This window comes from Novosphingobium sp. FG90 (assembly GCF_057808725.1).
Genome location: NZ_JBMDIO010000008.1, coordinates 120365 through 143218 on the forward strand (window position 1 = coordinate 120365; position 22854 = coordinate 143218).

The 22854-nt window shown below is 64.8% G+C and carries 23 protein-coding genes and 1 tRNA gene; 17 read left to right on the forward strand and 7 right to left on the reverse strand.

Features of this window, described 5'->3' with window-relative positions; translation table 11 throughout:
* The first annotated feature begins 145 nt into the window (after window positions 1–145).
* Window positions 146–682 carry a DUF1697 domain-containing protein gene (locus tag ACODRZ_RS09995; protein WP_488968911.1) on the forward strand — a complete coding sequence of 179 codons (537 nt, stop codon included), beginning with the start codon at window positions 146–148 and terminating at the stop codon, window positions 680–682.
* 50 nt (window positions 683–732) lie between these two features.
* Here ACODRZ_RS09995 and ACODRZ_RS10000 read toward each other — a convergent pair whose 3' ends face one another.
* Window positions 733–1071 carry an RcnB family protein gene (locus ACODRZ_RS10000; protein WP_488968912.1) on the reverse strand — a complete coding sequence of 113 codons (339 nt, stop codon included), beginning with the start codon at window positions 1069–1071 and terminating at the stop codon, window positions 733–735.
* A 110-nt stretch (window positions 1072–1181) separates the two neighbouring features.
* Between ACODRZ_RS10000 and rbfA the strand changes: the two genes are divergently transcribed.
* Together rbfA and ACODRZ_RS10010 are read left to right on the forward strand one after the other, a co-directional pair.
* A complete protein-coding gene (rbfA, locus tag ACODRZ_RS10005) occupies window positions 1182–1574 on the forward strand; it encodes a 30S ribosome-binding factor RbfA (protein WP_488968913.1) in 393 nt (130 codons plus the stop codon).
* A gap of 95 nt (window positions 1575–1669) precedes the next feature.
* Window positions 1670–2398 carry an alpha/beta fold hydrolase gene (locus ACODRZ_RS10010; protein WP_488968914.1) on the forward strand — a complete coding sequence of 243 codons (729 nt, stop codon included), beginning with the start codon at window positions 1670–1672 and terminating at the stop codon, window positions 2396–2398.
* A gap of 13 nt (window positions 2399–2411) precedes the next feature.
* Here the strand turns inward: ACODRZ_RS10010 and ACODRZ_RS10015 are convergent, their stop codons facing one another.
* Window positions 2412–4004 carry a DUF1963 domain-containing protein gene (locus ACODRZ_RS10015; RefSeq protein WP_488968915.1) on the reverse strand — a complete coding sequence of 531 codons (1593 nt, stop codon included), beginning with the start codon at window positions 4002–4004 and terminating at the stop codon, window positions 2412–2414.
* Window positions 4005–4144: 140 nt separating this feature from the next.
* On the opposite strand from ACODRZ_RS10015, the gene ACODRZ_RS10020 reads away from it, so the two are divergent.
* From ACODRZ_RS10020 to ACODRZ_RS10050, 7 genes are all read left to right on the forward strand, one after another.
* Window positions 4145–4735, forward strand: a complete 591-nt coding sequence (locus ACODRZ_RS10020; protein ID WP_488968916.1) for a thymidine kinase — start codon at window positions 4145–4147, stop codon at window positions 4733–4735.
* A 113-nt stretch (window positions 4736–4848) separates the two neighbouring features.
* The gene (locus tag ACODRZ_RS10025) at window positions 4849–5205 is read left to right on the forward strand and encodes a DUF6491 family protein (RefSeq protein WP_488968917.1); all 357 of its coding nucleotides are present in this window, start codon (window positions 4849–4851) and stop codon (window positions 5203–5205) included.
* A 74-nt stretch (window positions 5206–5279) separates the two neighbouring features.
* Window positions 5280–5783, forward strand: a complete 504-nt coding sequence (locus ACODRZ_RS10030; RefSeq protein ID WP_488968918.1) for a DUF2239 family protein — start codon at window positions 5280–5282, stop codon at window positions 5781–5783.
* Window positions 5783–6688 (forward strand): tRNA pseudouridine(55) synthase TruB, encoded by a 906-nt coding sequence (gene truB, locus ACODRZ_RS10035; protein WP_488968919.1) that lies wholly within the window; start codon window positions 5783–5785, stop codon window positions 6686–6688. Before ACODRZ_RS10030 ends, truB begins: the two co-directional genes overlap by 1 nt.
* Before the next feature lie 5 nt (window positions 6689–6693).
* On the forward strand, window positions 6694–6963 hold the full coding sequence (rpsO, locus tag ACODRZ_RS10040; RefSeq protein WP_488968920.1) for a 30S ribosomal protein S15: 270 nt from the start codon (window positions 6694–6696) through the stop codon (window positions 6961–6963).
* Window positions 6964–7290: 327 nt separating this feature from the next.
* Window positions 7291–9588 (forward strand): polyribonucleotide nucleotidyltransferase, encoded by a 2298-nt coding sequence (gene pnp / locus ACODRZ_RS10045; RefSeq protein WP_488968921.1) that lies wholly within the window; start codon window positions 7291–7293, stop codon window positions 9586–9588.
* Between the two features lie 295 nt (window positions 9589–9883).
* The gene (locus tag ACODRZ_RS10050) at window positions 9884–10414 is read left to right on the forward strand and encodes a TlpA family protein disulfide reductase (protein WP_488968922.1); all 531 of its coding nucleotides are present in this window, start codon (window positions 9884–9886) and stop codon (window positions 10412–10414) included.
* A 9-nt stretch (window positions 10415–10423) separates the two neighbouring features.
* On the opposite strand, the gene ACODRZ_RS10055 is transcribed toward ACODRZ_RS10050, so the two are convergent.
* Both ACODRZ_RS10055 and ACODRZ_RS10060 read right to left on the reverse strand, forming a co-directional pair.
* Window positions 10424–11095 carry a peptidylprolyl isomerase gene (locus ACODRZ_RS10055; protein ID WP_488968923.1) on the reverse strand — a complete coding sequence of 224 codons (672 nt, stop codon included), beginning with the start codon at window positions 11093–11095 and terminating at the stop codon, window positions 10424–10426.
* 16 nt (window positions 11096–11111) lie between these two features.
* Window positions 11112–11828 carry a GcrA family cell cycle regulator gene (locus tag ACODRZ_RS10060; protein ID WP_488968924.1) on the reverse strand — a complete coding sequence of 239 codons (717 nt, stop codon included), beginning with the start codon at window positions 11826–11828 and terminating at the stop codon, window positions 11112–11114.
* A 93-nt stretch (window positions 11829–11921) separates the two neighbouring features.
* Here ACODRZ_RS10060 and ACODRZ_RS10065 point away from each other — a divergent pair, with 93 nt between their 5' ends.
* On the forward strand, window positions 11922–12824 hold the full coding sequence (locus tag ACODRZ_RS10065; protein ID WP_488968925.1) for an ABC transporter permease: 903 nt from the start codon (window positions 11922–11924) through the stop codon (window positions 12822–12824).
* A gap of 103 nt (window positions 12825–12927) precedes the next feature.
* Window positions 12928–15147 (forward strand): putative bifunctional diguanylate cyclase/phosphodiesterase, encoded by a 2220-nt coding sequence (locus tag ACODRZ_RS10070; protein WP_488968926.1) that lies wholly within the window; start codon window positions 12928–12930, stop codon window positions 15145–15147.
* Between the two features lie 40 nt (window positions 15148–15187).
* On the opposite strand, the gene hspQ is transcribed toward ACODRZ_RS10070, so the two are convergent.
* Window positions 15188–15568: a heat shock protein HspQ gene (gene hspQ / locus ACODRZ_RS10075; protein ID WP_488968927.1), complete on the reverse strand. Its 381-nt coding sequence runs from the start codon at window positions 15566–15568 to the stop codon at window positions 15188–15190.
* A 154-nt stretch (window positions 15569–15722) separates the two neighbouring features.
* On the opposite strand from hspQ, the gene ACODRZ_RS10080 reads away from it, so the two are divergent.
* The 4 genes from ACODRZ_RS10080 (at window position 15723) to ACODRZ_RS10095 (ending at window position 20186) form a co-directional block, all read left to right on the forward strand.
* A tRNA-Ser gene (locus tag ACODRZ_RS10080) sits at window positions 15723–15812 on the forward strand.
* Between the two features lie 166 nt (window positions 15813–15978).
* Entirely contained in the window at window positions 15979–17313 is a 1335-nt protein-coding gene (locus tag ACODRZ_RS10085) for a tyrosine-type recombinase/integrase (RefSeq protein ID WP_488986196.1), read from the forward strand.
* Window positions 17314–17646: 333 nt separating this feature from the next.
* A complete protein-coding gene (locus tag ACODRZ_RS10090; protein WP_488968929.1) occupies window positions 17647–18405 on the forward strand; it encodes a hypothetical protein in 759 nt (252 codons plus the stop codon).
* Window positions 18396–20186, forward strand: a complete 1791-nt coding sequence (locus ACODRZ_RS10095) for a hypothetical protein (protein WP_488968930.1) — start codon at window positions 18396–18398, stop codon at window positions 20184–20186. Before ACODRZ_RS10090 ends, ACODRZ_RS10095 begins: the two co-directional genes overlap by 10 nt.
* Window positions 20187–20766: 580 nt before the next feature.
* Here ACODRZ_RS10095 and ACODRZ_RS10100 read toward each other — a convergent pair.
* Window positions 20767–21045 carry a hypothetical protein gene (locus tag ACODRZ_RS10100; RefSeq protein ID WP_488968931.1) on the reverse strand — a complete coding sequence of 93 codons (279 nt, stop codon included), beginning with the start codon at window positions 21043–21045 and terminating at the stop codon, window positions 20767–20769.
* On the reverse strand, window positions 21042–21308 hold the full coding sequence (locus ACODRZ_RS10105; RefSeq protein ID WP_488968932.1) for a hypothetical protein: 267 nt from the start codon (window positions 21306–21308) through the stop codon (window positions 21042–21044). Before ACODRZ_RS10105 ends, ACODRZ_RS10100 begins: the two co-directional genes overlap by 4 nt.
* 511 nt (window positions 21309–21819) lie before the next feature.
* Between ACODRZ_RS10105 and ACODRZ_RS10110 the strand changes: the two genes are divergently transcribed.
* The gene (locus tag ACODRZ_RS10110) at window positions 21820–22794 is read left to right on the forward strand and encodes a BstA C-terminal domain-containing protein (RefSeq protein ID WP_488968933.1); all 975 of its coding nucleotides are present in this window, start codon (window positions 21820–21822) and stop codon (window positions 22792–22794) included.
* Window positions 22795–22854 lie beyond the last annotated feature (60 nt).

Consider the following 22854-nt stretch of genomic DNA (forward strand, 5'->3'; position numbering starts at 1 on the left):
AAGTAGCCGGTGAGGAGGCTGGTGTAACGAGCACCAGCCTCCGAAAGGCACCGGTCCGATCACTGGAGCGATCGGTCGGAGGTTGCTATGTGAAAACCTCAACAGTGGTCCGAGCACCATACCTGCACGAGAAGAGCTTTTCAAGATGACCCGCTACTGCGCCTTCTTCGCTTCGATCAACGTAGGCGGCAATCGCCTGACCATGGCGGACTTGCGCTACGCCTTCGAGCGTAAAGAGTTCGAGAACGTCGAGACAGTCGTCGCCAGCGGCAACGTCCTGTTCGATTTCGATGAGCGGCCGACCGAAGGGCTGGAGGAGCTGTTCGCGCACATGATGCTGGACCGCTTTGACATGAACACCTTTGCGGCCGTGCGCAATGCGCAGGAAGTGCGTTCAGCGGTAGAGGACAATCCGTTTACCGGTATCGGGCAGGATCATCAGGTGCACACCCTGTTCCTCGAACGCGACGCAGACAAGACGGCATTCGACAAGCTGGTGGGGGACCATGCCACGCGGGGGCCGGAGAAGATCGCGATGGGGCCGCGCTGTCTCTACATCGATTACGTCGACGGCGTGGGTCAGTCCAGGCTGAGCAATGCCTTCATCGAGCGGCGCCTCGGCTGCCGGGGCACTGCGCGCAACGTCCGCTCGCTGGCGCGCATCGCATCCAAGATGGTATGAATAAGGGGCGGGCCGCGCGAACGACCCGCCCCTTTACGCCGTGGTCAGTCTCAGCGGAACTGGCCGGCCAGCACCGAAGCGACGATGCCGCTGGTGATGCCTACGAGCAGCATGTCGTTGCCCGAGCGGACATAGTGGTAGCCGCGCGGCGGAGCCTTCACGTTACGGTATTTGCGATAATCGACGACCTGATAGTTGCGCGCATAGCGACGGTCGAATTTCTGGCCCTTGCGGAAGGTCTTGTAGGTCGTCTTCTGGGTCACGACCGTCTTGCGCGGGCCGCGATCGTCGCGGTTATCGTGGTGCGCGGGCTGCGCCATTGCGGGGGCGGCGGCGATGCTGGGGACCAGCAGCGCGGCGCTGAGCAGGGCGGCGGTGAACTTTTTCATGGTGCTACTCCTTTGACGGCACGTGTCATCCGCGATAACGCCAAGGCCCGGGTCAGGAGGCGTAACAGTTTGTTGCAAATTGTCGCGCCCGGCCCACATGGACGCAACAGATGGCAAAACACCAGACCACTCCCGAACAGCACTCCGTCCGCCTTCTCAAGGTCGGCGAGCAGGTGCGCCACGTCATTTCCGAGATTCTCACGCGCCAGCAGGTCCACGACGACACGCTGAGCGCGCATACCGTTTCCGTCACCGAAGTGCGCATGACGCCCGATCTGAGGCAGGCCAGCGTCTACGTGAAGCCGCTGCTGGGCGAGGACGAGGAAGCAGTGCTCAAGGCGCTGCGCACCAATACCGCGTTCTTCCAGCGTGAGGTCGCCCAGCGTCTCAAGCTCAAGTTCGCGGCCAAGATCCAATTTCGCTCCGACGAAACGTTCGATGAAGCGAGCCGCATCGATGCCCTGCTCAACGACCCGCGCGTGAAGCGCGACCTCGAAGGCTGACCTTTCGCAGCGCCCGGACGATCACCGCGGCGCTGCCCTTCCTGCCGGCTTTCGACCCGTTACCCTGATCGCGCGAAGCGAACGGGAGAGCGGGTATGCGCGACATGGTTTTCCTCCATGGCGGCGGGCAGGGTGGCTGGGTCTGGCATGAGACGATCGCGGCGATCGCGCGCCAGTCCGATCATGCCGTGCGCTGCCTGGCACTCGATGCGCCGGGGTGCGGAGCGAAGCGCGGCGTCGATACGGCCGCTTACGGCTTCGCCGACACGACGCGCGAACTGATCGAGGACATCGCCCGTTCCGGGCTGCACGATGTCATGCTGATCGGTCATTCGCAGGCGGGCATGACGATCCCCCACATGGCGCAGCTCGCACCTGCAGGCCTCATAGACAAGCTGGTGTATGTCACTTGTTCGGCCCCCTTGCCGGGCCTGACGACGCTTGACCAGATGGGGCAGGGGCCGCGCGGTTCCAGCGTCGAGGAAGTCGGTTATCCGGCGGGCACCGAGGCTGAGCGCTACGCGACGATGTTCTGCAACGACATGGACGAGCACGATGCCGCTGCCTTCCTCGCACGGCTGGGCCGGGACCGATGGCCGGCAAGTGCCTACCGCCATGCCGACTGGCGCTACGAGCACCTGCGGGCGATCCCGTCCAGCTATGTCGTGGCCTTGCGTGACATGGCCTTGCCAGCATCATGGCAGGAGCGTTTTGCCGACCGTCTTCATGCCCGTCGCCTGCATCGCATCGACGCCGGGCATCAGGTCATGAACACGCGGCCGGAAGCCCTGGCGGAAATCCTGCTGGCGGAAGTACGGGCCTGACCGGCGCGCTGGGTCAGTCCGCCTCGAATACCAGTGTCGCCGCGCGCCAGTCTCCGGTCAGGAGCGCCTGCGCCCCGATGCGGAAGCGCCAGGCGCCGGTTTCCTCCCAGGCCCATTCCATCATGTCGTCGTAGCCGAGCTGGAGCAGCAGCATTTCATGCCCGTCCTCCTCGGCGTCGAGCATGCGGTGCTGGTGGACGGGCGCCAGCCGGTATTCGCGGTTGATCCGCGTCAGCACGGCGTCGGGCACGGCGGCGAGGATTTCGGGCGGGCCGGATACCATCGTGCGCAGCGAGATCGTCGCAAGATCAGCAAGAGTGCCGGGCAGGTGGGACTGCACGGCCTCGTCGTAGCGCTCGTGGAGTTCGGCGAGAATGTCGCCGACGACCGCGAGTTCGTCCGCAGTCAGGCGCTTCATCGGTTCTCGGCCCGCAACGAACTGGTCGAGCGCGGCGACCATCTCGGGCAGCGCGGCGCATTGCTCCTGGAGCAGCGCGTATTCGCCCTCAATCTGTTCGGCGATCTCCTGCGCATCCTCCAGGGCATAGGGGATCGCGGCCGAGTCTGTGCGCAGGCGGGCGATTTCCGCGTTCTGGCGGGTCATCTCGTCGCGGCGGCGGGAGAGGAGGCGCGGAGCTTCGTCCAGCGCTTCGTGCAGGCGGTCCGACAAGTGGATCACCGCATGCCACCACAGTGCTTCCACCGGGGCGCCGACGCCGGCCGCATAGAAGGGGTGGTCGCGCAGTGCGGCGCCGAGCCGGACGCCGAGGGCGGCATCGCTCTGCGGGCCGGGCGGGTCAAGCGCCACCGGGGTGACCGGCCAGAACGGGAAGAACCAGCGGGTCAGGCGCGTGTGGCGGGTCGGGAAAGGCAGGCCGCCTTCGTCATAGGCGGGCGGCAGGTCGGAGGGCGGCTCGGTGAAGTCGTGGATGCCCTCCGGCACGGCGATGACCGCGCCGGAACCCAGGAAGAACGCCAGCGAACCACTGCGAGGCAGCGGCATGTCGGGGCGAGCGGCGGCGAGTTCGGACAAGTCGATCTGCGCGGCGAACGGCAGCGGCGTCCCCGCTTCGTCGCGAGGCCATTGCGAAGGACCGAGGCGCGGCAGGCCGCCCAGCCAGCTGGCGTCGCCGAACCAGTCGCGCCGTCGTTCGCGCTGCTTGCGCACGAGGACGACAGGCGCGGCGGCCACGGTCGGCTGCGGGGGCAGGGGCGGCGCTTCGGGCTCGTCCGCAAGCGCCTCCGGCGCCGGCTGCTCGAACAGCGCGGTGTCCGCGTCCGGGCTCTCCTCCACCATCTCGTCGTCGGACTGCGGCTCCGCGGTGAGCTTGCGGCGACGGCGGCCGAAGTCCCGGGGCGCGACTTGCGGCTGATAGGTCAGTCGCTCCGCCGGCTTGCCCCGAACCGCGAGAGCGGCGAGCACGGCAAGGCCGAGGCCCGCCATCAGCAGCGCGAAGACGGCCGCATTGCGTCCCTGCACCACGAGGATGCGTTCGGCGAGCGGGTCCAGCGAGGCGTATTGGCCGCCCAGCGGCGCCAGCGCCAGCCAGACGGCAAGGAGCGCGGGCAGCGCAAAGGCCGCCAGCGCGGCGATCAGTTTCTTCATGCGCCCGGCTTCTTCATGACCTCGGCCTCATCCGGTTCTCCCCTAGGATTTCGCCCCTGATTGTTAAGGGCAATTGAGCCGGGGAGAAGCCCGGGAAAGACCGTGCGCCGCATTCGGGGCGGTGTTATCCCCAGCAACCGATGGCCAAGCTCTATTTCTACTACGCCAGCATGAACGCCGGCAAATCCACGACGCTGCTGCAGGCGGACTTCAACTACCGCGAACGCGGCATGAAGACGATGCTGTGGACTGCCGCGATCGACGATCGCAGCGCCGGGATGGGCACCGACCACGCGATCGAGAGTCGCATCGGCCTGCACGCCTCGGCGCATCGCTTTGGTCCGCAGACGGATCTGCTCGACCGGGTCCAGGCGGCCCATGCGGTAGAGCCGCTGTCCTGCGTGCTGGTCGACGAGGCGCAGTTTCTCACGCGCGCGCAGGCCTGGCAATGCGCGGACATCGCCGACAAGGCGGGAATTCCGGTGCTGTGCTACGGCCTGCGCACCGATTTTCGCGGCGACCTGTTTCCCGGCGCGGCGATCCTGCTGGGGATCGCGGACTCGCTGGTGGAGCTGAAGGCGGTCTGCCACTGCGGACGCAAGGCCTCGATGAATCTGCGCGTGGATGACGGTGGCCGGGCCGTCAGCGAGGGCGCGCAGACCGAGATCGGCGGAAATGATCGCTACGTCGCGCTCTGCCGCCGCCATTTCAGCGAGGCGTTGGGGCGGTAGTCGGGGCTGTCGTGCCACGTTGTAACAAAGTGTCCCCGTCGCTTGCCGGCGCCTTGCAGGGACGCGGCAGAATGCCGATCTCATCGACCGGAAGGGTTCGAAAGGACAGGTCGATGAAGATAAGAGCCTGGCTGCTGCCGCTCACCCTGCTAGCCGTCACTCCGGTCGCCGCACAGGCCACGCCGGACAAGCCCGCAGCCTCGATCCCGTTCGCCAATGCGGGCGGCGTCGATAACTGGAGGGCAGATGGCGATAGCGCCGTCTACTTTCAGGACCAGCATCGCCACTGGTATCGCGCCACGCTGATGGGCGTGGCCACGGATCTGCCGTTCGCCGAGCATATCGGCATTGAGTCCGGTCCCGGCGGCACCCTCGACAAGTTCGGCGCGATCGTGGTGGGCGGGCAGCGTTACGCCTTCGCCTCGTTCGATCGGGTGGATGGGCCGCCGGCGAAGCACGCGAAGAACTGACGGTTATTTTAACCCGGATATATTGACAATTTTATCCGGGTTAATGTAGGGGCGCTTCCCGAAAGGAAGTGCTTATGGCTGTCACCGTATTCTACAAGGAGGACGTGATCGCGCGGGGCCAGCCGGGGGACTTCACTCAGGCGCTCCGCGATCTCGGTCCGCTTGCCCGCAGCAGCGATCTGCTCGCGTTCGACGATGATACCGGCAGGCAGGTCGATCTCGACCTTGCCGAGCCCGCCGCGCCGCGTCCGCGCGGGCGTCCCTCGCTGGGCGTGGAGGCGCGGGAGGTCACCCTGCTGCCGCGGCACTGGGAATGGCTGGCCGCGCAGCCGGGCGGGGCATCCACCACGCTGCGTAAGCTGGTCGAGAGCGCCATGCGTGCGGGCCGTAGCGAACGTGAATGCATGGATGCCGCCTGCCGTTTCCTCACCGTCATGGCGGGTGACCGTCCGGGCTACGAAGAGGCGATCCGCGCACTCTATTCGGGGGACCGGGAGAATTTCGACGCCCTGTGCGTGCTATGGCCGACCCCGATCGCCGACCACGCCCGCAAGCTCGCCTGGCCCAAGGAAGCATGATGCCCCACGGATGGATCATTCTCGACAAGCCGCTGGGCCTTGGCTCGACGCAAGGCGTGGCGGCGGTGAAGCGCAACTTGCGCGAGGCCGGGTACGGCAAGAAGGTCAAGGTCGGCCACGGCGGCACGCTCGACCCGCTGGCGACGGGCATCCTCCCGGTCGCGCTGGGCGAAGCGACCAAGCTGGCGGGCCGGATGCTCGATGCCACCAAGGCCTATGCGTTCACCGTGAAGTTCGGCGAGCAGACCGACACGCTCGACCTCGAAGGCGCGGTGATCGCCACCAGCGACGTGCGGCCGTCGCGCGCCGAAGTGGAGGCGGTGCTGCCCCGCTTCACCGGCGGAATCGAGCAGGTGCCGCCAGCCTACTCGGCGCTCAAGGTCGATGGCGAGCGGGCCTACGATCTGGCGCGCGCCGGGGTGGACGTGCAGCTCAAGACGCGCAGCGTGACCGTGTTCGACCTGAAGGTGACGGATTTCGATCCGGAAGCGGGCGCGACACTGCTGGCCACGGTCTCCAAGGGCACTTACATCCGCAGCCTCGCGCGCGACATCGCGCTGGCGCTGGGAAGCTGCGGCACGGTCACCATGCTGCGCCGGACTAAAGCCGGGCCGTTCGATCTGTCTCACGCGATTTCGCTGGACAAATTGAACGAATTCGGTAAGGGCGCGCCTCTTGAGCAGATACTCTTGCCGCTGGAGGCGGGGCTGGACGACATCCCGGCCCTGAACCTCGACCCGGAGCAGGCAAGGGCGGTCCGGCAGGGCCGCGTTCTCACCGGAATGCCCCATGAAGACGGGCTATACTGCGCGTACGAGGGCACCGTCCCCATCGCTCTGGTACAGCTTACGGACCGCGAGGTCCGCGTCGTTCGGGGGTTCAATCTATCCGATGTCGCGGAGTAAATGAAATGTCGGTTACCGCTGAAAAGAAGCAGGACATCATCACGGACAACGCTCGCGTCGCTGGCGACACGGGCAGCCCGGAAGTCCAGGTTGCGATCCTTACCGAGCGCATCCGCAATCTGACCGAGCACTTCAAGGCTCACCACAAGGATAACCACTCGCGTCGCGGTCTGCTGGCCATGGTCAACAAGCGCCGCTCGCTGCTGGACTATCTGAAGAAGAAGGACGTGGCGCGCTACAACGCCCTCATCCAGAAGCTCGGTCTGCGCAAGTAAGATCAAGCTACGGCCCGCTTCGGCGGGCCGTTTTGCATTTGTCATATACGATGTGGTATGTGCCAGCCGCCCGTCATCCCAGCGAAAGCTGGGACCGCTGGCCGGGCCGCACGAACTGTCGGCAGGGCGCTTCCCTGAAAGGGCGCGTCTAAAGACAGCCACCGATCCCAGCTTTCGCTGGGATGACGGGGGAACCAAATTCCGGGCATCGCTGCAATTCGGCAGGAAGCCCAGGGGCGACGAAAAAGCCCCGCACCGGACCGGGACGGTATCCCCGGCAGTAAGCCCCGCATGGCAATAGGGCCGCGCGGGTCAAGGAAATCGAAAATGTTCGACGTAAAGACCGTAAGCATGGAGTGGGGCGGCAAGACCCTCACCCTCGAAACCGGCCGCATCGCCCGTCAGGCCGACGGCGCCGTCCTCGCAACCTACGGTGAAACCGTGGTGCTCTGCGCGGTGACCGCCGCCAAGTCGGTGAAGGAAGGCCAGGACTTCTTCCCGCTGACCGTCCACTACCAGGAAAAGTATTCGGCAGCAGGCCGCATCCCCGGCGGCTTCTTCAAGCGTGAGCGCGGCGCGACCGAAAAGGAAACGCTGACCAGCCGCCTGATCGACCGTCCGGTCCGTCCCCTCTTCCCCGAGGGCTTCTACAACGAAATCAACGTCATCGCCCAGGTTCAGAGCTATGACGGCGAAACCGAGGCCGACATCGTCGCGATGATCGCCGCTTCGGCCGCGCTGACCATCTCGGGCGTGCCCTTCATGGGCCCGATCGGCGCCGCGCGCGTCGGCTTCGTCGACGGCGAATACACGCTGAACCCGAAGCAGACCGCTGCTCTCACCGACGGCCGCCTCGATCTCGTCGTCGCCGCCACCGGCGATGCCGTGATGATGGTGGAATCGGAAGCCAAGGAGCTGACCGAGGAAGAGATGCTGGGTGCCGTCGTGTTCGCGCATGACGAGATCAAGAAGGTCGTGAACCTCATCATCGACCTGGCCGAAGTGGCTGCCAAGGACCCCTGGGACATCGACCTGTCGGACAACACCGCCGACATCAAGGCGAAGCTCAAGAAGGCCGTCGGCAAGGACGTCACCGCCGCCTACAAGCTGACCGACAAGTCGGCCCGCTCGAACGCGCTCAACCTCGCGCGCGCCAAGGCGAAGGAAGCGTTCTCGGGCGAAACTCCGCAGCTGCAGATGGTCGCGATCAAGACCATGAAGAAGCTGGAAGCGGAAATCGTGCGCGGCGCCATCCTCAAGGACGGCAAGCGCATCGACGGCCGCACGCTGGAGCAGGTCCGCCCGATCGAGGCGATCGTCGGCTTCCTGCCGCGTACCCACGGTTCGGCACTGTTCACCCGCGGTGAAACGCAGTCGATCTGCACCACCACGCTGGGCACCAAGGACGCCGAGCAGATGATCGACGGCCTCGAAGGCCTGTCGTACTCGTCGTTCATGCTGCACTACAACTTCCCGCCCTACTCGGTCGGCGAAGTGGGTCGCTTCGGCGCCCCGGGCCGCCGCGAAGTCGGCCACGGCAAGCTGGCATGGCGCGCGCTGCACCCCGTGCTGCCTTCGAAGGAAGACTTCCCCTACACGATCCGCGTTCTCTCGGACATCACCGAGTCGAACGGTTCGTCCTCGATGGCTACCGTCTGCGGCGGTTCGCTGTCGATGATGGACGCCGGCGTGCCGCTGGCCCGCCCGGTCTCGGGCATCGCCATGGGCCTGATCCTCGAAGGCAAGGACTTCGCCGTCCTGTCCGACATCCTGGGTGACGAAGATCACCTCGGCGACATGGACTTCAAGGTCGCGGGCACCGAAGCCGGCATCACCACGATGCAGATGGACATCAAGATCGCGGGCATCACGCGCGAAATCATGGCCAAGGCTCTGGAGCAGGCCAAGGCCGGCCGCGCGCACATCCTCGGTGAAATGACCAAGGCCCTCGGCTCGTCGCGCACCGAACTGTCGGCGCACGCCCCGCGCATCGAGACGATCCAGATCGACAAGTCGAAGATCCGTGACGTCATCGGCACCGGCGGCAAGGTCATCCGCGAGATCGTCGCCGAGACCGGCGCCAAGGTCGACATCGACGACGAAGGCGTGATCAAGATTTCGTCCTCGGACATCGCGCAGATCGAGGCCGCGAAGAAGTGGATTCTCGGCATCGTCGAGGAAGCCGAAGTCGGCAAGATCTACCAGGGTAAGGTCGTCAACATCGTCGACTTCGGCGCCTTCGTGAACTTCATGGGCGGCAAGGACGGTCTCGTCCACGTCTCCGAAATGAAGAACGAGCGCGTGGAAAAGCCCACCGACGTCGTCAAGGAAGGCCAGGAAGTCTTCGTCAAGGTCCTCGAGATCGACCAGCGCGGCAAGGTTCGCCTGTCGATGCGCGTCGTCGACCAGGAAACCGGCGCCGAGCTGGAAGACACCCGTCCGCCCCGCGAACCGCGTGAAGGCGGCGACCGTGGCCCGCGCGGCGATCGCGGCGGTGACCGTCGTGGCCCGCGCCGTGACGGCGGTGGTCGCGGTAGCGATCGCGGTCCCCGTGGTCCGCGCCGTGACGGCGGTGGCGAGGGTGGCAACCCCAACCACATGCCGGCCTTCCTGAAGGAAGACTGATCGGCAGATCGTCCGCAAGGAAACAGGAAGAGGGTCGCGCGAAAGCGCGGCCCTTTTTCGTATGGGCATCTGGCGGGGCGGCGTTCAAATCCCCGTCATCCCAGCGAAGGCTGGGACCGCTGGCCGCGTGGGGCCAAACTCTCGGCAGCAAGGCTGCTCGAACGAGAGTTGGCCGCAACAGGCCAGGGTGCTGACGCTGCGCAGGGGTGAGAGGCGGTGCCCGCTGATCCTGCCTTGATGCGTTTAGCCCCGACGGTTAGGCTTCCGCTGCCGGGACGGCACGTGGGGGGCAAGCATGAGGAAGAATGGATTGCGGGCGACGATCGCCGCGCTGGCACTGACGGTGGCCGCATTGGCAGCGGGCGCACTGACGGCGCCGGTCGCGCAGGCCAAGGGCAAGCCGATAGTCGGACAGGCCGCGCCCGATTTCGAACTGACGCTTGTGGACGGCGGCAAGGTGACGCTGTCGCAGTTGCGGGGACAAGTCGTGGTGCTCAATTTCTGGGCGACATGGTGCGGTCCGTGCCGCACCGAGTTGCCGACGCTGGACGCCTACTATTCCGAGCAGCGCAAGCACGGCATGAGAGTCTTCGCGATCACGACCGAAGATTCCGTGCCGATCGCCAAGCTCAGAGGGCTTTTCAAGGCCTTGCGCATCGATTCCGCGCGCAAGATCACCGGCGGCTACGGCCCGATGAAAGGTGTGCCCACCAACTTCGTCATCGATCGTGCGGGCAAGCTGCGATACGCGCAGGCAGGCGCGCTCGACCTCGATTCCCTCAATACCGTCCTGGTCCCGTTGCTCAGGGAGAAGGCGCCGGGCTGACCCGGCAAGTTATGGGGCAGGTGCCTTGGTCCGGCGGGCGGTGATGATCTTCACGTCCTGCGCAAGGATCTGGCCTTTCATCACGCCTTCGCCCTTGGTGGGCGAGCGCGGCAGGTTCCAGAGCGTCTTCACCACGTCCATGCCCGCTGCGACATGGCCGAAGGCGGCGAAGCCCGCGCCGGGGTCCTTGCCGTCGTTGCCCGGATCGGCATCGAGCGAGGGCATGTCGGAGAGCAGGATCAGGAAGTCGGCCTGAGCAGAACCGGGCGCGAAGCGGGCCATCGAGATCGTGCCGGTGACATGCTTGATCCCGGTCTTGCTGTTGGGCTCATGCGCGACCGGAGGAAGCAGGTTGGCGCCGTTGCGCACGCCGCCTTGCAGCAGGCCCTGTTCAGGGTCGTGATCGAGATGCATGGCGCGGTAGAACACGGCGCCGTCCATCTTCTTCGTATCGACGTACTTGAGGAAATTGGCGGTCGTCAGCGGCGCGTGGGTCTTGTCGAGTGCGAGGGTGATGACACCCTGCGGCACCGTCAGCGCGACATAGACGTACTCCGTCGGGACCGGAGCAGGAGCCGCTGCGGGTGCCGCAGCCGGTGCGACCGGCGCGGCATCCTGCGCACTGGTCGGGGATAACGCCAGCGGCGCCGCGACAAGAGCGAGCGCTGCCTGGAGCTTCATCCCCGATTTCATGGCCTTAGCGGACCCGTGGGCCGCCGAACGGCAGTGGCGGCGGCGCGCGGCGGGCACCGCGCGGCAGCTGGGCCTGATAGGCGCGGCCGCAGTGCTCGACGCAGTAGGGGAATCCGGGGTTCACCTTGTCGCCGCAGAAATGGAAGTCCGGCTCGCCGGGGTGGCCCATCGGCCAGCGGCAGATACGGTCGCTGAGGTCGAGCAGGCTGGTCTTGTCGGCGATTTCCGGGCTCGGCTTCGCGGGCACGAGGCGACGCGGCGGCGCGGGCGGGATCGGCTGCTGCTGATCACCGGGGCCCTGGCGCAGGAAGCCGCCGGGGCCGACCGAGACGATGCGCGGCTGCGGGGGCGCGGCCGGCGCTGCATCGGCGGCCGAAGCAGTGGGCGCCGGCTCGGCGCGCTGGACCGGCGGCTGCGGTGCGGGTGCGGCAGCGCGCTCGACAGGAGGCTCCACGCGCGGAGCGGGGGCCGGTTCCGCTGCGTTTGTGGCGAACGGAGGCGCGGTATCGACCGGCTTGGGCTTCTTCGGAGCGGGCGCGGGGCGCGCGGGCTTCTCGTTCGCCTTCACCGGGGAAGGGCGCGCCTTGAGGCCAAGGCGGTGCGCCTTGCCGATCACCGCATTGCGGCTGACGCCGCCGAGTTCGTCCGCGATCTGGCTGGCGGTGGAACCGCCCTCCCACATCTTGGTCAGCTTCTCGATCCGCTCGTCAGTCCAGCTCATTCCAGTTCCATCACTTCATGGGAGGCGAGAGAATCGCCCCCGATTTCCAGGCGCCGCTTGCCTCGAAAGGCTTCAGCCGATAGTCGCCGGTGCATGGCCGATCAACCCCATTCGACTGAGCTGCCCGGCACCTCCGGGATCCTGAACCCCGACGGCACCAACGGCAATGCGACTCGCCGTTTTCCGGCAAAGGGAGAACCCCTGATCCATCAGGTGAACTGGGAGGGGCTCAAGACGCTCTATATGAAGGAGGTCAGGCGCTTCTTCAAGGTCCAGACCCAGACGATCTGGGCGCCCGCGATCACCACCATGCTGTTCCTGGTGATATTCACCGTGGCGCTGGGCCGAGGCGACCGTCAGGTGCTGGGCGTCAACTTCGCGACCTTCGTGGCGCCGGGGCTGATCGTCATGGGCATGATGCAGAACGCCTTCGCCAATTCCAGCTTCTCGTTCCTCGCGGGCAAGGTGCAGGGCACGATCGTCGATTACCTCATGCCGCCGCTGACCGAGGCCGAACTGATGGTGGCCATGATCGGCGCCGCCGTCACCCGCGCAGTGCTGGTGGGCCTTGCCCTGACGCTGGCGATGCTGCTGTGGCCGGGCGTCGACCTGTCGATGGCGCACCCCTGGGCGGTGGTGTGGTTCGGCCTTGCCGGTTCGGCCTTCCTGGCGCTGCTGGGTCTGCTCTCCTCGGTATGGGCGGAGAAGTTCGACCACAACGCGGCCGTCACCAACTTCGTCATCGCGCCGCTCTCGCTGCTGTCGGGTACGTTCTACGTGATCGACAACCTTGCGCCCGCGTTCCAGGCGATCAGTCGCGTTAATCCATTCTTCTACGTGATCTCAGGCTTCCGCTTCGGCTTCCTTGGCCAGAGCGACATCGGCGATACGAACATGGCCGTGCTGCACAGCGCACTGGGCGTCGGTCTGCTCGATGCGGTGCTGGCAGCGGTGGTATTTCTCGTACTGCGGTCAGGCTGGAAGCTTAAAGGCTGAAAATGCCGGTCATCCTCAAAGAATGGCAGGCGGCGACAGGATTTCATTAAGGAAAAGTTATCCGCTCCCGGTGCAGGCATGCGTGGTGACGTCACGATTGGCCTTGAGCGAAAATCGCCAGCGGATGGTCGGTCGGTTTACCGCACCGATCGTGGCGGCCGCGTTATGCCTGCTCGCCCTGATGCTCGGGCTGCTGGAGTGGTCCGGCCACGAAGTCGACCGTATCGCCCGTGACCGCGATCGCGCGATCGTCTCGCTGGTGATGGCGCAGAGCATGGAGCGGGTCGCCCACGCGCAGGAAGCCACAACCGTGTGGGACGAGGCTGTCCGCCAATTGCGCAAGCGACCGCTCGACGACTACTGGCTCGACCGCAATCTCGGTATCTGGTTCGAGGGCTACGCCGGCATCGACGAGGCCTATGTCCTCGATCCGGCCGGTACGCCGATGTACGCGATGCGTGGCGGCAAGCGGGTGCGGCCAGAGAACTACATCGCGATCGAAGAGGTGGCGGGGCCGCTCCTGTCGCAATTGCGGCAGACCCCGGCGTTCGCGGCCCGGAAGCGCACCGGCGCGGACGTGGCCATGCTCTCGGCAGGGCAGGCGGACATTGCCGTCGTTCGCGGTCGGCCCGCGATAGTCAGCCTCAAGCCCATCGTCTCGGACACCGGCAACCTGCCGCAAGCACCCGGCAGCGAGGCGCTGCACGTGGCGGTGGTCTATCTGGACGACCAGTTCGTTGCCTCCATAGCGCAGCAGTACGGATTGGCAGGAGCGCGCTTCGCCTTCTCGGCACCGGTCGACGACGGGGTCCGCTCGGTAGCCTTGCAGGACCGGAGCGACCGGGTCATCGGCTATCTTGCCTGGCAGCCCTTCGCGCCCGGCAGCCAGGTCATCGCGGCGTTGGCCCCCGCGCTGGCGATCGCCCTGCTGCTTATCACCATAGTCCTCTTCGTGCTGGCGAGCCGTCTGGCGCGCCGCACGCACGACCTCGAGGAAAGCCGGCTCCACGCCCAGCACCGCGCCATGCATGACGACCTGACGGGGCTTGGCAACAGGGCGATGTTCGAGCAGCGGCTCGACGAGGCGCTCGCCCGTTCGCGCCGCCATCGCACGCTGCTGGCGCTGCTTTACATCGATCTCGACCGCTTCAAGCAGGTCAACGACACGCTCGGCCATCCGGCGGGTGATGCGCTGATCCGGCAGGTCGCGCGGCGACTGGTGGCCGAAGTGCGCGGCTACGACATCGTCGCCCGGCTCGGCGGGGACGAGTTCGCCATCCTCATTGGTGAGCCGGAAGGTCGCGCGTCGATAGAAAGCATCTGCAGCCGCATCGTCGCCGAGCTGGAACGCCCGTTCGATCTCTCCGGCTCGCAGGCGTTCATCGGTGCCAGCATCGGCGTCGCGGTTGCCCCGGTCGACGGCCTCGACCGTACCGAACTCACCCGCAAGGCCGACATCGCGCTCTACAAGGCCAAGACCGAGGGGCGTAGCCGTTTCGTGTTCTTCACCCAGGACATGGACCATGACGTCCGCTCGCGAGAGGAGACCTATCGCGAACTGCGGCTGGCCCTGGCGGATTGCGACCGTCAGTTGGAAGTGCACTACCAACCCATCTGGTCGCTGGAGGATCGCCGCATGGTCGGGGTGGAGGCGCTGCTGCGCTGGCGCCATCCCGGGCTGGGCCTCGTTGCACCGGGTAACTTCATCCGCTTGGCGGAGGAGACCGGCCTGATCGCCGTTCTCGGCGAATGGGTGCTGCGCCGGGCGGTGCAGGATGCGCGCGCCTGGCCGGGCCTGCGTGTAGCCGTCAACGTCTCGCCGATCCAGTTGCGCAGCCGCAAGTTCGTCGAAACCGTGCGCGAGGTTCTGGGCGACGGGGGCATGACTGCGGAGCGACTGGAACTGGAACTGACCGAGACCGCGCTCATGGCCGCCTCTGGCGAGGTCGCCCGATCGCTGGCGGACTTGCGCCGGCTGGGCGTTCATTGTGCGCTTGACGATTTCGGGACGGGCTACTCTTCGCTGAGCCATATCCGCGATATCGCGGTCGACCGGATCAAGATCGACCGCTCGTTCGTCAATGCGGTCGATACGGTGCCCGGTGCGGCGCTGGTGGAGGCGATCGTCAGTCTCGCGCGGGCCAATGGGCTGCGCCTGACCGCCGAGGGCGTAGAGACGCCCGAACAGCTCGCGTTCCTGGAGCGGACGGGTTGCCATGAAGTGCAGGGCTATCTGTTTTCGCGGCCGGTCCCCGCCTCGGCAATCGCCAAGCTGTTGACGAACCGCGCCGGCGAAGAAGAGCGCCCGTCAGCCCCGTTCTAGGCGACGCCTTCAGGCAGCTTCACTTTCAGGCAGGCAGGGGTCAGTGCGCCAGGCCCCGGCGCAACTGGTAGCGGCCGTTGTCGTAGTCGTCGAACATCTGCGACAGCGAGGGATGGTCCACCGGTCCCCCATCTGCATCCCCGGTCAGGTTCTGCTGGCTGACGTAGGCGACGTAGCTGGAATCCTCGCTCTCGGCGAGGAGATGATAGAAGGGCTGGTCGCGCTTGGGCCGAACTTCCATGGGAATAGATTCGTACCATTCCTCGCTGTTGGCGAAGACCGGGTCGATATCGAAGACGACGCCGCGGAAGTCGTGGAGCCGGTGGCGAACGACATCGCCAATGGCGAATCGCGCCCGCGTCCGCAGCGGTGCGTCGATGACGCGCCCGGCCTGGGGCGAGAAGAAAGACGCTCTGTTCATGGCCGAGATATAGGTTTCATGGGCATTTCAAACAAGCGAGGGGGAGCGGCTGTTCCCGAAAATTTGAAAAGAGGGCTTGGCAAGCTCGAAAAGGTCGGCTAACGGCGCGCTTCCCGACCCGGTGGAGCTTGTTTCCACCGCACACGTCTCGAGCGGAGAGGTGGCAGAGTGGTCGAATGCGCTGCACTCGAAATGCAGTGTACGGGTAACCGTACCGTGGGTTCGAATCCCACCCTCTCCGCCAGAGGCCCCTCCACGAGGGGCCACAGACGTCCACTCGGATAGACATTTTTCCTCTGAAATCTGATGTTTAGCAGGCTCAGACGACCACAGTCGTCCACAGGCCTCCAATACGCATGTGGTTCTGATTCGTGGTCTCGGCGCTGAAAAACGTGGTCTCGGAGATGACGATGTTGAGCGACGCAAAAATCCGCGCGATCAAGCCGCGCGACAAGGTCTTCAAGCTTACCGACAGCCACCGGCTCTACCTGCTGGTGAAGCCCGGCGGATCGAAGCTGTGGAAGTGGAACTACGCCTACGACGGCAAGCAGAAGACCATGGCCTTCGGGAGCTACCCGGTGGTCACTCTGGCCGAGGCTAGGGTCAAGCGCGACGAGGGCAGGGCGATGCTGCTGGAGGGCAAGGACCCGGCCATTCAGAAAAAACTGCGGATCGAGGCGAACCTCGAGAAGGCCCGCAACACCTTCGAGCTGGTGGCGCGCGAGTGGCATGAAACCGTCAAGGCACAGTGGGCGCGGGTCCATGCCGAAGACGTCCTGCGCAGCCTGGAGCGCGACGCCTTTCCCTTCATCGGCGATCTGCCGGTCTCGGAACTGACGCCTCCGAAGATTCTCGAGGTCCTGCAGGCGATCGAAGAGCGGGGCGCGATCGAATCGGCCAGGCGGCTACGGCAGCGCATCTCGTCAGTGTTCGTCTTTGCGATCGCCAAGGGCATCGCCGAGAAGGATCCGGCCGAGAAACTCGCTGCGGTCCTCAAGCCCCTGCGCAAGGGGCGCCAGCCGGCCATCACCGATCTGAAAGCCCTCAAGAAGATGATCGGCGAGGCCGAGCAGGACTATGCCCGGCCAATCACCCGGCTGGCGCTGCGGCTGCTCGCCCTCACGGCGGTCAGGCCGAGCGAGCTTCGTGGAGCGGTATGGGAGGAGTTCCACGATCTCAACGGCGAGGAGCCCCTGTGGCGAATTCCCGCCTCGCGCATGAAAGGCGATCTCGACCGCAAGGAGGAGATCGGCGGAGATCACCTGGTGCCACTCGCTCCGCAGAGCATTGATGTGCTGCGGGCCCTGTGGCCACTGACAGGGGGAGGGGAATTGGTCTTCCCCGGCAACCGGCACGGGCACCGGCCAATGAGTGAGAACGCCATCGGCTATCTCCTCAACCGGGCCGGTTATCATGGCCGGCATGTGCCCCACGGGTTCAGGGCCGCATTCTCGACGATCATGAACGAATGGGCCGAGCGGCACGGCAAGAAGCACGATCGCAACGTCATCGACCTGATGCTCGCGCATGTGCCCACGGGTAAGGTCGAGGGCGCCTACAACCGGGCAGCCTATCTGGAGCGACGCCGCGAACTGGCGGTGGCCTGGGCGGACCTCGTGACCAAGGGGCTGCCTTCGCTCGAGTTGCTCGTCGACCTGCCAGCCAAGGAACTCATGGGGCAGTCGCGCCGCAAGAGACTACCGCAGGTGGCGGCGGATTTCCGGTTCCCGGATCTGGGTAGCTAGTTGAGCATTCGGCAGTACGCTTCTCGATGATGAAGCGGTTTTACGGAAGGGCGCGGACCCGGTCGGTCGGCGATGCGCCCTTCTGTGCGCTTCTGAGCATTGAGGATTTGCTTCGATGCAGCCCATGTCGAGGCCGTCCAATCTTCCCTCGAATGCAAAAATGCCTCTCGCGTCCGACGGTCCAGTCTAAAAGGAGGTCCGGTCGAGACTCCCGAATGACCGGCCGTCCGCTATTAAAGAACGATCGCAGGGCGATGCGGCCGCCTCGCCCTGTCGTTCCAGCTCCCTCCTCAAAGCGCTTGCAGCGCGAGGCGGCCCAGTTATGGTTTATTCATGGCGGGCAGTCGATTCAGGGAGTTCATCAGCCAGGCCACCCCGCTGGCGGGCCAGTTGGGCCTTACGCATGTCACCGATTGCGCCCATCTCGGTAGCCTTGTCGGGGGCAGGAGGCTCGAGCCGCGACCGTGTCAGGTCTTCGGTAAGGACCTCGTCTATCTCTTCTACGGCAGGCCCGCCTATCGACGCGACTGGACTGGCGGCGCTACCGCCAATCTCGACTATGCAAGGGTCTGCCTGGTGCTTAGCGACGCCGTTGTCGGACAAGCGAAGCGCATGTTCCCTTTCGACAGCGGCGGTTTCCGGCGCTACGCCTCGGCCTTCCACGACAGTGTCGCGCTTTCGGACTTCGAGCTGGGCGGCGAGGATCATCCGCTCCAACTGATTGGTGCGTTTTACGATACGCTCGAGGATTACTGGTCGATGCGCCCGGTCCAGCCTCGGGACTTCCCGGTGACCCAGCACGCGGTGCGATCTTACCACCGGCTGATCACCGGAGGGCTTGCCGAGACGTTCGACGATCGCTGCGCGACGGTCGAGCTGCAGTTCGACACCCCGATCGAGCTCGACGGCAAGGTGCTCGCGCTGATAGGCCCCAACAAGATTTTCGATGATCCCGTGGTCACCAATCTTGTATGCAAATGGGGTGCCGAACCGCGCGGCTATCGCCTCACGCAGCTGTTCAATCCCAGCGAGACCTCGTCGCGCCTCATCAACGAGGTCGAACGCTTTCTCGAGGATCGCGAATGGCTGTGAATCCGGTCAAGCGCGCCCGCGCCGTGGCTCTGTTCAGTCCCACCGGGGCCGGACCTGGACTACTGCAGCCGGTCTATGCAGGACCGGATGGCGACAACCAGTGCTACCTTCAGGTCGTCGACCCGGGGGGCCTGATCACGCAGTTCATCCCTGTCGCCTGGCCGGACCAGGGGTGCATGCGCCCGGATCGTGAGATCACGGTCGCCGTCGGCGATGAAAGCCTGTGGGCATTCGCATTCCTGGACACGGAAACGCCCTCCATGTTGCCGTGGTTGCGGTCCCGTGCCGAGATGGGCAGGGTCGTGCTCGACGAGCGGCTGGAAGCCCATCCTTTACTAAGCTTCGACATCGTCGATCTGCTCGACCTCGATGATCTCAAGCCAGCCGTGTTCACGAAGGCGTTCGAGCGTTATCGCGCTCTCGACGCACAGGCGGCGGAATGTTGGCGCGACCGGTCGATCCTGGAGCCCGCGATTGAACGCGAAATCGAGCAGCTGGAAGGCGATGCCGGAACTGGGCGCCGGCATGCTGGCGGCCCGATCGCGAAGCAAGCCACGAGGGTGCGGGCGCGCGTGCAGGGCGACAGGCTCGAGGTTACTGTGGATGATCCGCTGGCAGCGTCGGTGCCGCAGATGGACAGGTTCTATAGCGACTTGCGCAAGCGATTGCCTGGCCTGTTTCCGCCGGTCACGGCCGTCCATGTGCAGGAACGCCGGACGCCCGAGGCCGAAGTGATGCCCGCACCGCGCCTCACGGTCGTTGTCGTGGGGCGCCTGCGGGCGAGCGCGCTCCAGCCCGGGTACTGGGCAGAGCAGGGAATCGAGATCATCGACGCGGAGCTGATGCTGCGGCGTGACGATGCTGGCGCAGTCCACCGCCTGTCCAGGATCGTGGTCCTGGGCGCTCAGTCGGACTGGGAGGACCTTGTCGCCCTGGGGCGCCGCCTGGACAGGGCATCGGGCCAGCGATCGGCTCCGCCACCAGTCACTTTGGTGTGCCTCGCCAGCAATTACACGCCGGTGCTGCGCGACGTGGCATTCCAGCGCGAGGCCACTTGTCACTCGGTAACCTTCTTCGTCCCGTTCGCAACGAGTGCCCGTACGCGGCGCGATCCTCTGAAAGGGGTAGAGGGGTTGCTGCAGATCCTGCGCGACGAGCCCCGATCGAAGCGCCGCAGCGATCCTGCCATCGCCGAGCACAGTGTCTTCCTTCGTGAATTCGCGTGGGCCGGGCAGCATCCCGAGGAACTGGCCTGCCGGCTGGCCGCGCGAGCTCTACGCGCGGGTGTCGCGCCGGACAGCCGCGCGCGACTGTATTCCAATTCGGACCAGGTCTCGCACGCCGCATGGGCATCGCTGCTCGCGCCCTATCTTGAGATCGCCCCGTATGACGGTACCCCGGGCCCACTGACCCGGCGTTCCAGTCTCTCGCTGATAGCGGAGCGATTGCTGGCCGGTGACGTTGCAGAAAGAACAGGGCAGCTTCATTCCGGAATCCGGCGCCTGCTGGTGATGCGTGGCTGGAAGATCATCGAGGATCGCAAGCAGCACCTCGTCATCGGCGACGGGCAACGACAGTTCGCGGTCGCGATCCTCGATGACGCGCGCAAATTGGCGGAGGCTGCCGCCACCCAACCGGTGCCGGGTCTTGGTCGTGCTGCGCTGCTGGTTATCCATACCGAGCCCCGGCGGGAGAACCTGCTTGCCGGGAACTGCGGCCAATACCTCCATGTCGCGATCGACGATGTTGCGATGATGGAACCGCACTCTTCCTGGATGTAGCGTATCCTTCGCAGGCAGCTGCTAGAAACCAGCAGGCAGCCCACTCATACCGCTCTGCAGCTATGCATCGTCCTGATCGGCGAAGCGGTTCGTGAAGGACGCATCGCGCAGAGCCTGCCGGATCTCGACCGGGCGGAGCTGGGACGGACGGGGCTCGACTGGACGGGTCTTACGGCGAACGCCTTCGTCCCGGTGGAAGCCTGTCCTGTCGCATTCCATGGCACCGGGCTCGAGCGGCAATGCGCCCGTCTTACCGTTCCCCGAGAGATCCTGGGCTTGCCGCCGCCGGGCGGCGCTATCCTGCTCACCCTCGAGATCGGCGACCAGGGCCCTATGGTCAATGTCGAACCGCTTCTGGTTTAGGGTGGGGTAAGTTCTGTAGGGACAGTTTCCTGAGGTAGAGATGCATGCCCTGCAGTCGCGCTGAGCGGTGTCGAGCAGCGCTGCCTTAATTCACTCCCGCTCGACGCGGCCCATGTCGGGAGTGAGGCAGAGACCGCGCGGTTATCCCAAGACGGCCTGGCATTCAGGCTGGTCGTCGCTACGCTTCGGGAAGTTGCTAATTAAGTTCACTTTTCGCTCACAACGTGAGCAGAGAAAGCTGCATCTGGTCGTCTTGCGTGCGCACCTGCGCAACAGCGGCCTGTTTCTCCCAGTCCTTCGGGCCGTCGAGAACCGTGCGGTCAATCGCGGCGAAGTCCCGTGTGATTTCCACCTTCTCGCGAAGGCGCTGGAGGACAGCCGGGAAGATGTCGCAGAGCCCTCGGCAATCGTCAGTGGTCGCGCCAGTGCGATCGGCTCGCTCGAAAAGGTGCTGCGCCAGTGCGATCAGTGCGTCGTCTGTCATCGGCGCGGTCATGGTGCTGCCCAGACCAGTTCGGCATCGTCGAGGGCCTCGACCAACTCTGGGGCAGCGCCGGCATCACTCAGGCGCCTGAACACAGCAGAAACATCTCCGTCCCTCTGAAATCCGCGATCCGATTTTGCGAAAGCGGCGAACTGGCCGACGAAGCCTCCTTGCCCGGTCTGTTCCAGCACCCACTGCCCGAAAGTCTGCGTTTTCGCACCTGTCTTGAAGCCGCCAAGGTCGAGCGGACCGTCCAATCTGGTGAGTTGGGGCATCTCAGAATCACTCGATGGTCGAATGCCTCCAGCTATAAGTTCCATATTCGTTCCGCAATCGGTCATGGAAATTGCATAAGCGCACGGGTTTGAGGCAGGCTACAACCATAGAAGACATGGTTGCGATGTCGGCCCGGGTCGCGCCTGCCACGATGCCGGGTGCGGCTAAAGCAGAGGCTGACATCACGTCTCGCGTGCCCCTGTGAGGGTTTCGCATTTCTGCCGTGATGAAGCCCGCTGATAAAACGGTGCTCGGAGTTCTTGCAGTATCCTTTTCAACCCGAGACAGAATCTCATTTCGAGACACATGTCGAACATGGCCTGTGCAAAGATGATTCACGCACTTGTGGCGGTTTACTGGCGCCGGGTAAAACCAAGCACCTGCTGGCGTGCAGTCCTGGCGGGGCTTGTTGAATCATGGGCGAGGGCCCGCATCTCGAGCGACAACCGCCCTTTGTGAATCCGGCGGCCTCGGGTCAAAATCCTCGAGCCCATATACGGTGGACCAGGCATGAAAAATAGCTCTAAGGAAATCACCCCAAAAGCTAATAAGATCAATATTTTGGCGGCTAAATCCACCCACAAGGAAATCGGGGGTGCGCAAGGGGCCCTCGCACTCGGGATCGAGAAGAGCGGGGATTTCGGTGAGATAGGAATGGGGGTGCTGTCAGATGGCACTCCTTACCTGAACCAGCGCGGGCTGGCGGTCCTGTGCGGTGTAGAAAATGCACATGTCGGTTACATAAGCGCACAGTGGAACGACGAAGCCCCCAAGCCCCGCATTCAAAAGATCAAGGCGATCCTCGAGAAAGCCGGGTTTTCTGCTTCCGTCGCACACGTGGAGATAGAGCACGCGGGCCGTACGCACTACTGTTGTTATCCGGCGGAGGTCTGCCTCTCGATACTGGAATACTACGCCTTCGATGCGGGCGCGAATGTTCAGGAACAGGCTCGCGACAACTTCCGCGCGCTCGCCGGGTCGAAGCTGCGAGAGATGATTTACTCCCAGGTCGGTTACGATCCGACGGGGCAGAACCGTTTCAAGAAGTGGCACGACAGGATCGCGCTCAATCACCAAAGTGCGCCCAAAGGCTTCTTCCACGTCTTCAACGAAGCTCACACCATCGTTTACGAACTGATCATGGCCGGCGCCGAGATCGGAGAGAAAACCGTGGTCGACATCTCGATCGGCGGCTATTGGAGCAAATATTGGGAGCAGAACGGCTTCGACGCGAAGTACGGCGTGAGAGGGAAATATCCTCATCGCTACCCTGATGACCACCCGCAGGCGAAGTCGAACCCCCAGGAGTCCTGGTGCTACCCTGTGGACGCACTCGGGGCCTATCGCGAGTGGTTGCAGGATCACTATCTCGAAGGGGGCAAGTTCAAGGGCTACCTCGATGGAAAGGTGAAGAAAGGCGATTTGGCGCCATCTGTCGCGCAACTGGCGATTGCGACCATAACCCCTACGGCTATTGCAAACTGACAGGAGGGCAAGATGGCAAAGGCCAGGTCGATAGCGATCGAGACGAAGACTTTCGCAAAG

Bases quoted from the DNA above. Each gene is read 5' to 3' on its own strand.
- ACODRZ_RS09995 (WP_488968911.1), top strand. From the start codon at position 146: ATGACCCGCTACTGCGCCTTCTTCGCTTCGATCAACGTAGGCGGCAAT.
- ACODRZ_RS10000 (WP_488968912.1), bottom strand. From the start codon at position 1,071: ATGAAAAAGTTCACCGCCGCCCTGCTCAGCGCCGCGCTGCTGGTCCCC.
- rbfA (WP_488968913.1), top strand. From the start codon at position 1,182: ATGGCAAAACACCAGACCACTCCCGAACAGCACTCCGTCCGCCTTCTC.
- ACODRZ_RS10010 (WP_488968914.1), top strand. From the start codon at position 1,670: ATGCGCGACATGGTTTTCCTCCATGGCGGCGGGCAGGGTGGCTGGGTC.
- ACODRZ_RS10015 (WP_488968915.1), bottom strand. From the start codon at position 4,004: ATGAAGAAACTGATCGCCGCGCTGGCGGCCTTTGCGCTGCCCGCGCTC.
- ACODRZ_RS10020 (WP_488968916.1), top strand. From the start codon at position 4,145: ATGGCCAAGCTCTATTTCTACTACGCCAGCATGAACGCCGGCAAATCC.
- ACODRZ_RS10025 (WP_488968917.1), top strand. From the start codon at position 4,849: ATGAAGATAAGAGCCTGGCTGCTGCCGCTCACCCTGCTAGCCGTCACT.
- ACODRZ_RS10030 (WP_488968918.1), top strand. From the start codon at position 5,280: ATGGCTGTCACCGTATTCTACAAGGAGGACGTGATCGCGCGGGGCCAG.
- truB (WP_488968919.1), top strand. From the start codon at position 5,783: ATGCCCCACGGATGGATCATTCTCGACAAGCCGCTGGGCCTTGGCTCG.
- rpsO (WP_488968920.1), top strand. From the start codon at position 6,694: ATGTCGGTTACCGCTGAAAAGAAGCAGGACATCATCACGGACAACGCT.
- pnp (WP_488968921.1), top strand. From the start codon at position 7,291: ATGTTCGACGTAAAGACCGTAAGCATGGAGTGGGGCGGCAAGACCCTC.
- ACODRZ_RS10050 (WP_488968922.1), top strand. From the start codon at position 9,884: ATGAGGAAGAATGGATTGCGGGCGACGATCGCCGCGCTGGCACTGACG.
- ACODRZ_RS10055 (WP_488968923.1), bottom strand. From the start codon at position 11,095: ATGAAGCTCCAGGCAGCGCTCGCTCTTGTCGCGGCGCCGCTGGCGTTA.
- ACODRZ_RS10060 (WP_488968924.1), bottom strand. From the start codon at position 11,828: ATGAGCTGGACTGACGAGCGGATCGAGAAGCTGACCAAGATGTGGGAG.
- ACODRZ_RS10065 (WP_488968925.1), top strand. From the start codon at position 11,922: ATGGCCGATCAACCCCATTCGACTGAGCTGCCCGGCACCTCCGGGATC.
- hspQ (WP_488968927.1), bottom strand. From the start codon at position 15,568: ATGAACAGAGCGTCTTTCTTCTCGCCCCAGGCCGGGCGCGTCATCGAC.
- ACODRZ_RS10085 (WP_488986196.1), top strand. From the start codon at position 15,979: ATGTTGAGCGACGCAAAAATCCGCGCGATCAAGCCGCGCGACAAGGTC.
- ACODRZ_RS10090 (WP_488968929.1), top strand. From the start codon at position 17,647: ATGGCGGGCAGTCGATTCAGGGAGTTCATCAGCCAGGCCACCCCGCTG.
- ACODRZ_RS10095 (WP_488968930.1), top strand. From the start codon at position 18,396: ATGGCTGTGAATCCGGTCAAGCGCGCCCGCGCCGTGGCTCTGTTCAGT.
- ACODRZ_RS10100 (WP_488968931.1), bottom strand. From the start codon at position 21,045: ATGACCGCGCCGATGACAGACGACGCACTGATCGCACTGGCGCAGCAC.
- ACODRZ_RS10105 (WP_488968932.1), bottom strand. From the start codon at position 21,308: ATGCCCCAACTCACCAGATTGGACGGTCCGCTCGACCTTGGCGGCTTC.
- ACODRZ_RS10110 (WP_488968933.1), top strand. From the start codon at position 21,820: ATGAAAAATAGCTCTAAGGAAATCACCCCAAAAGCTAATAAGATCAAT.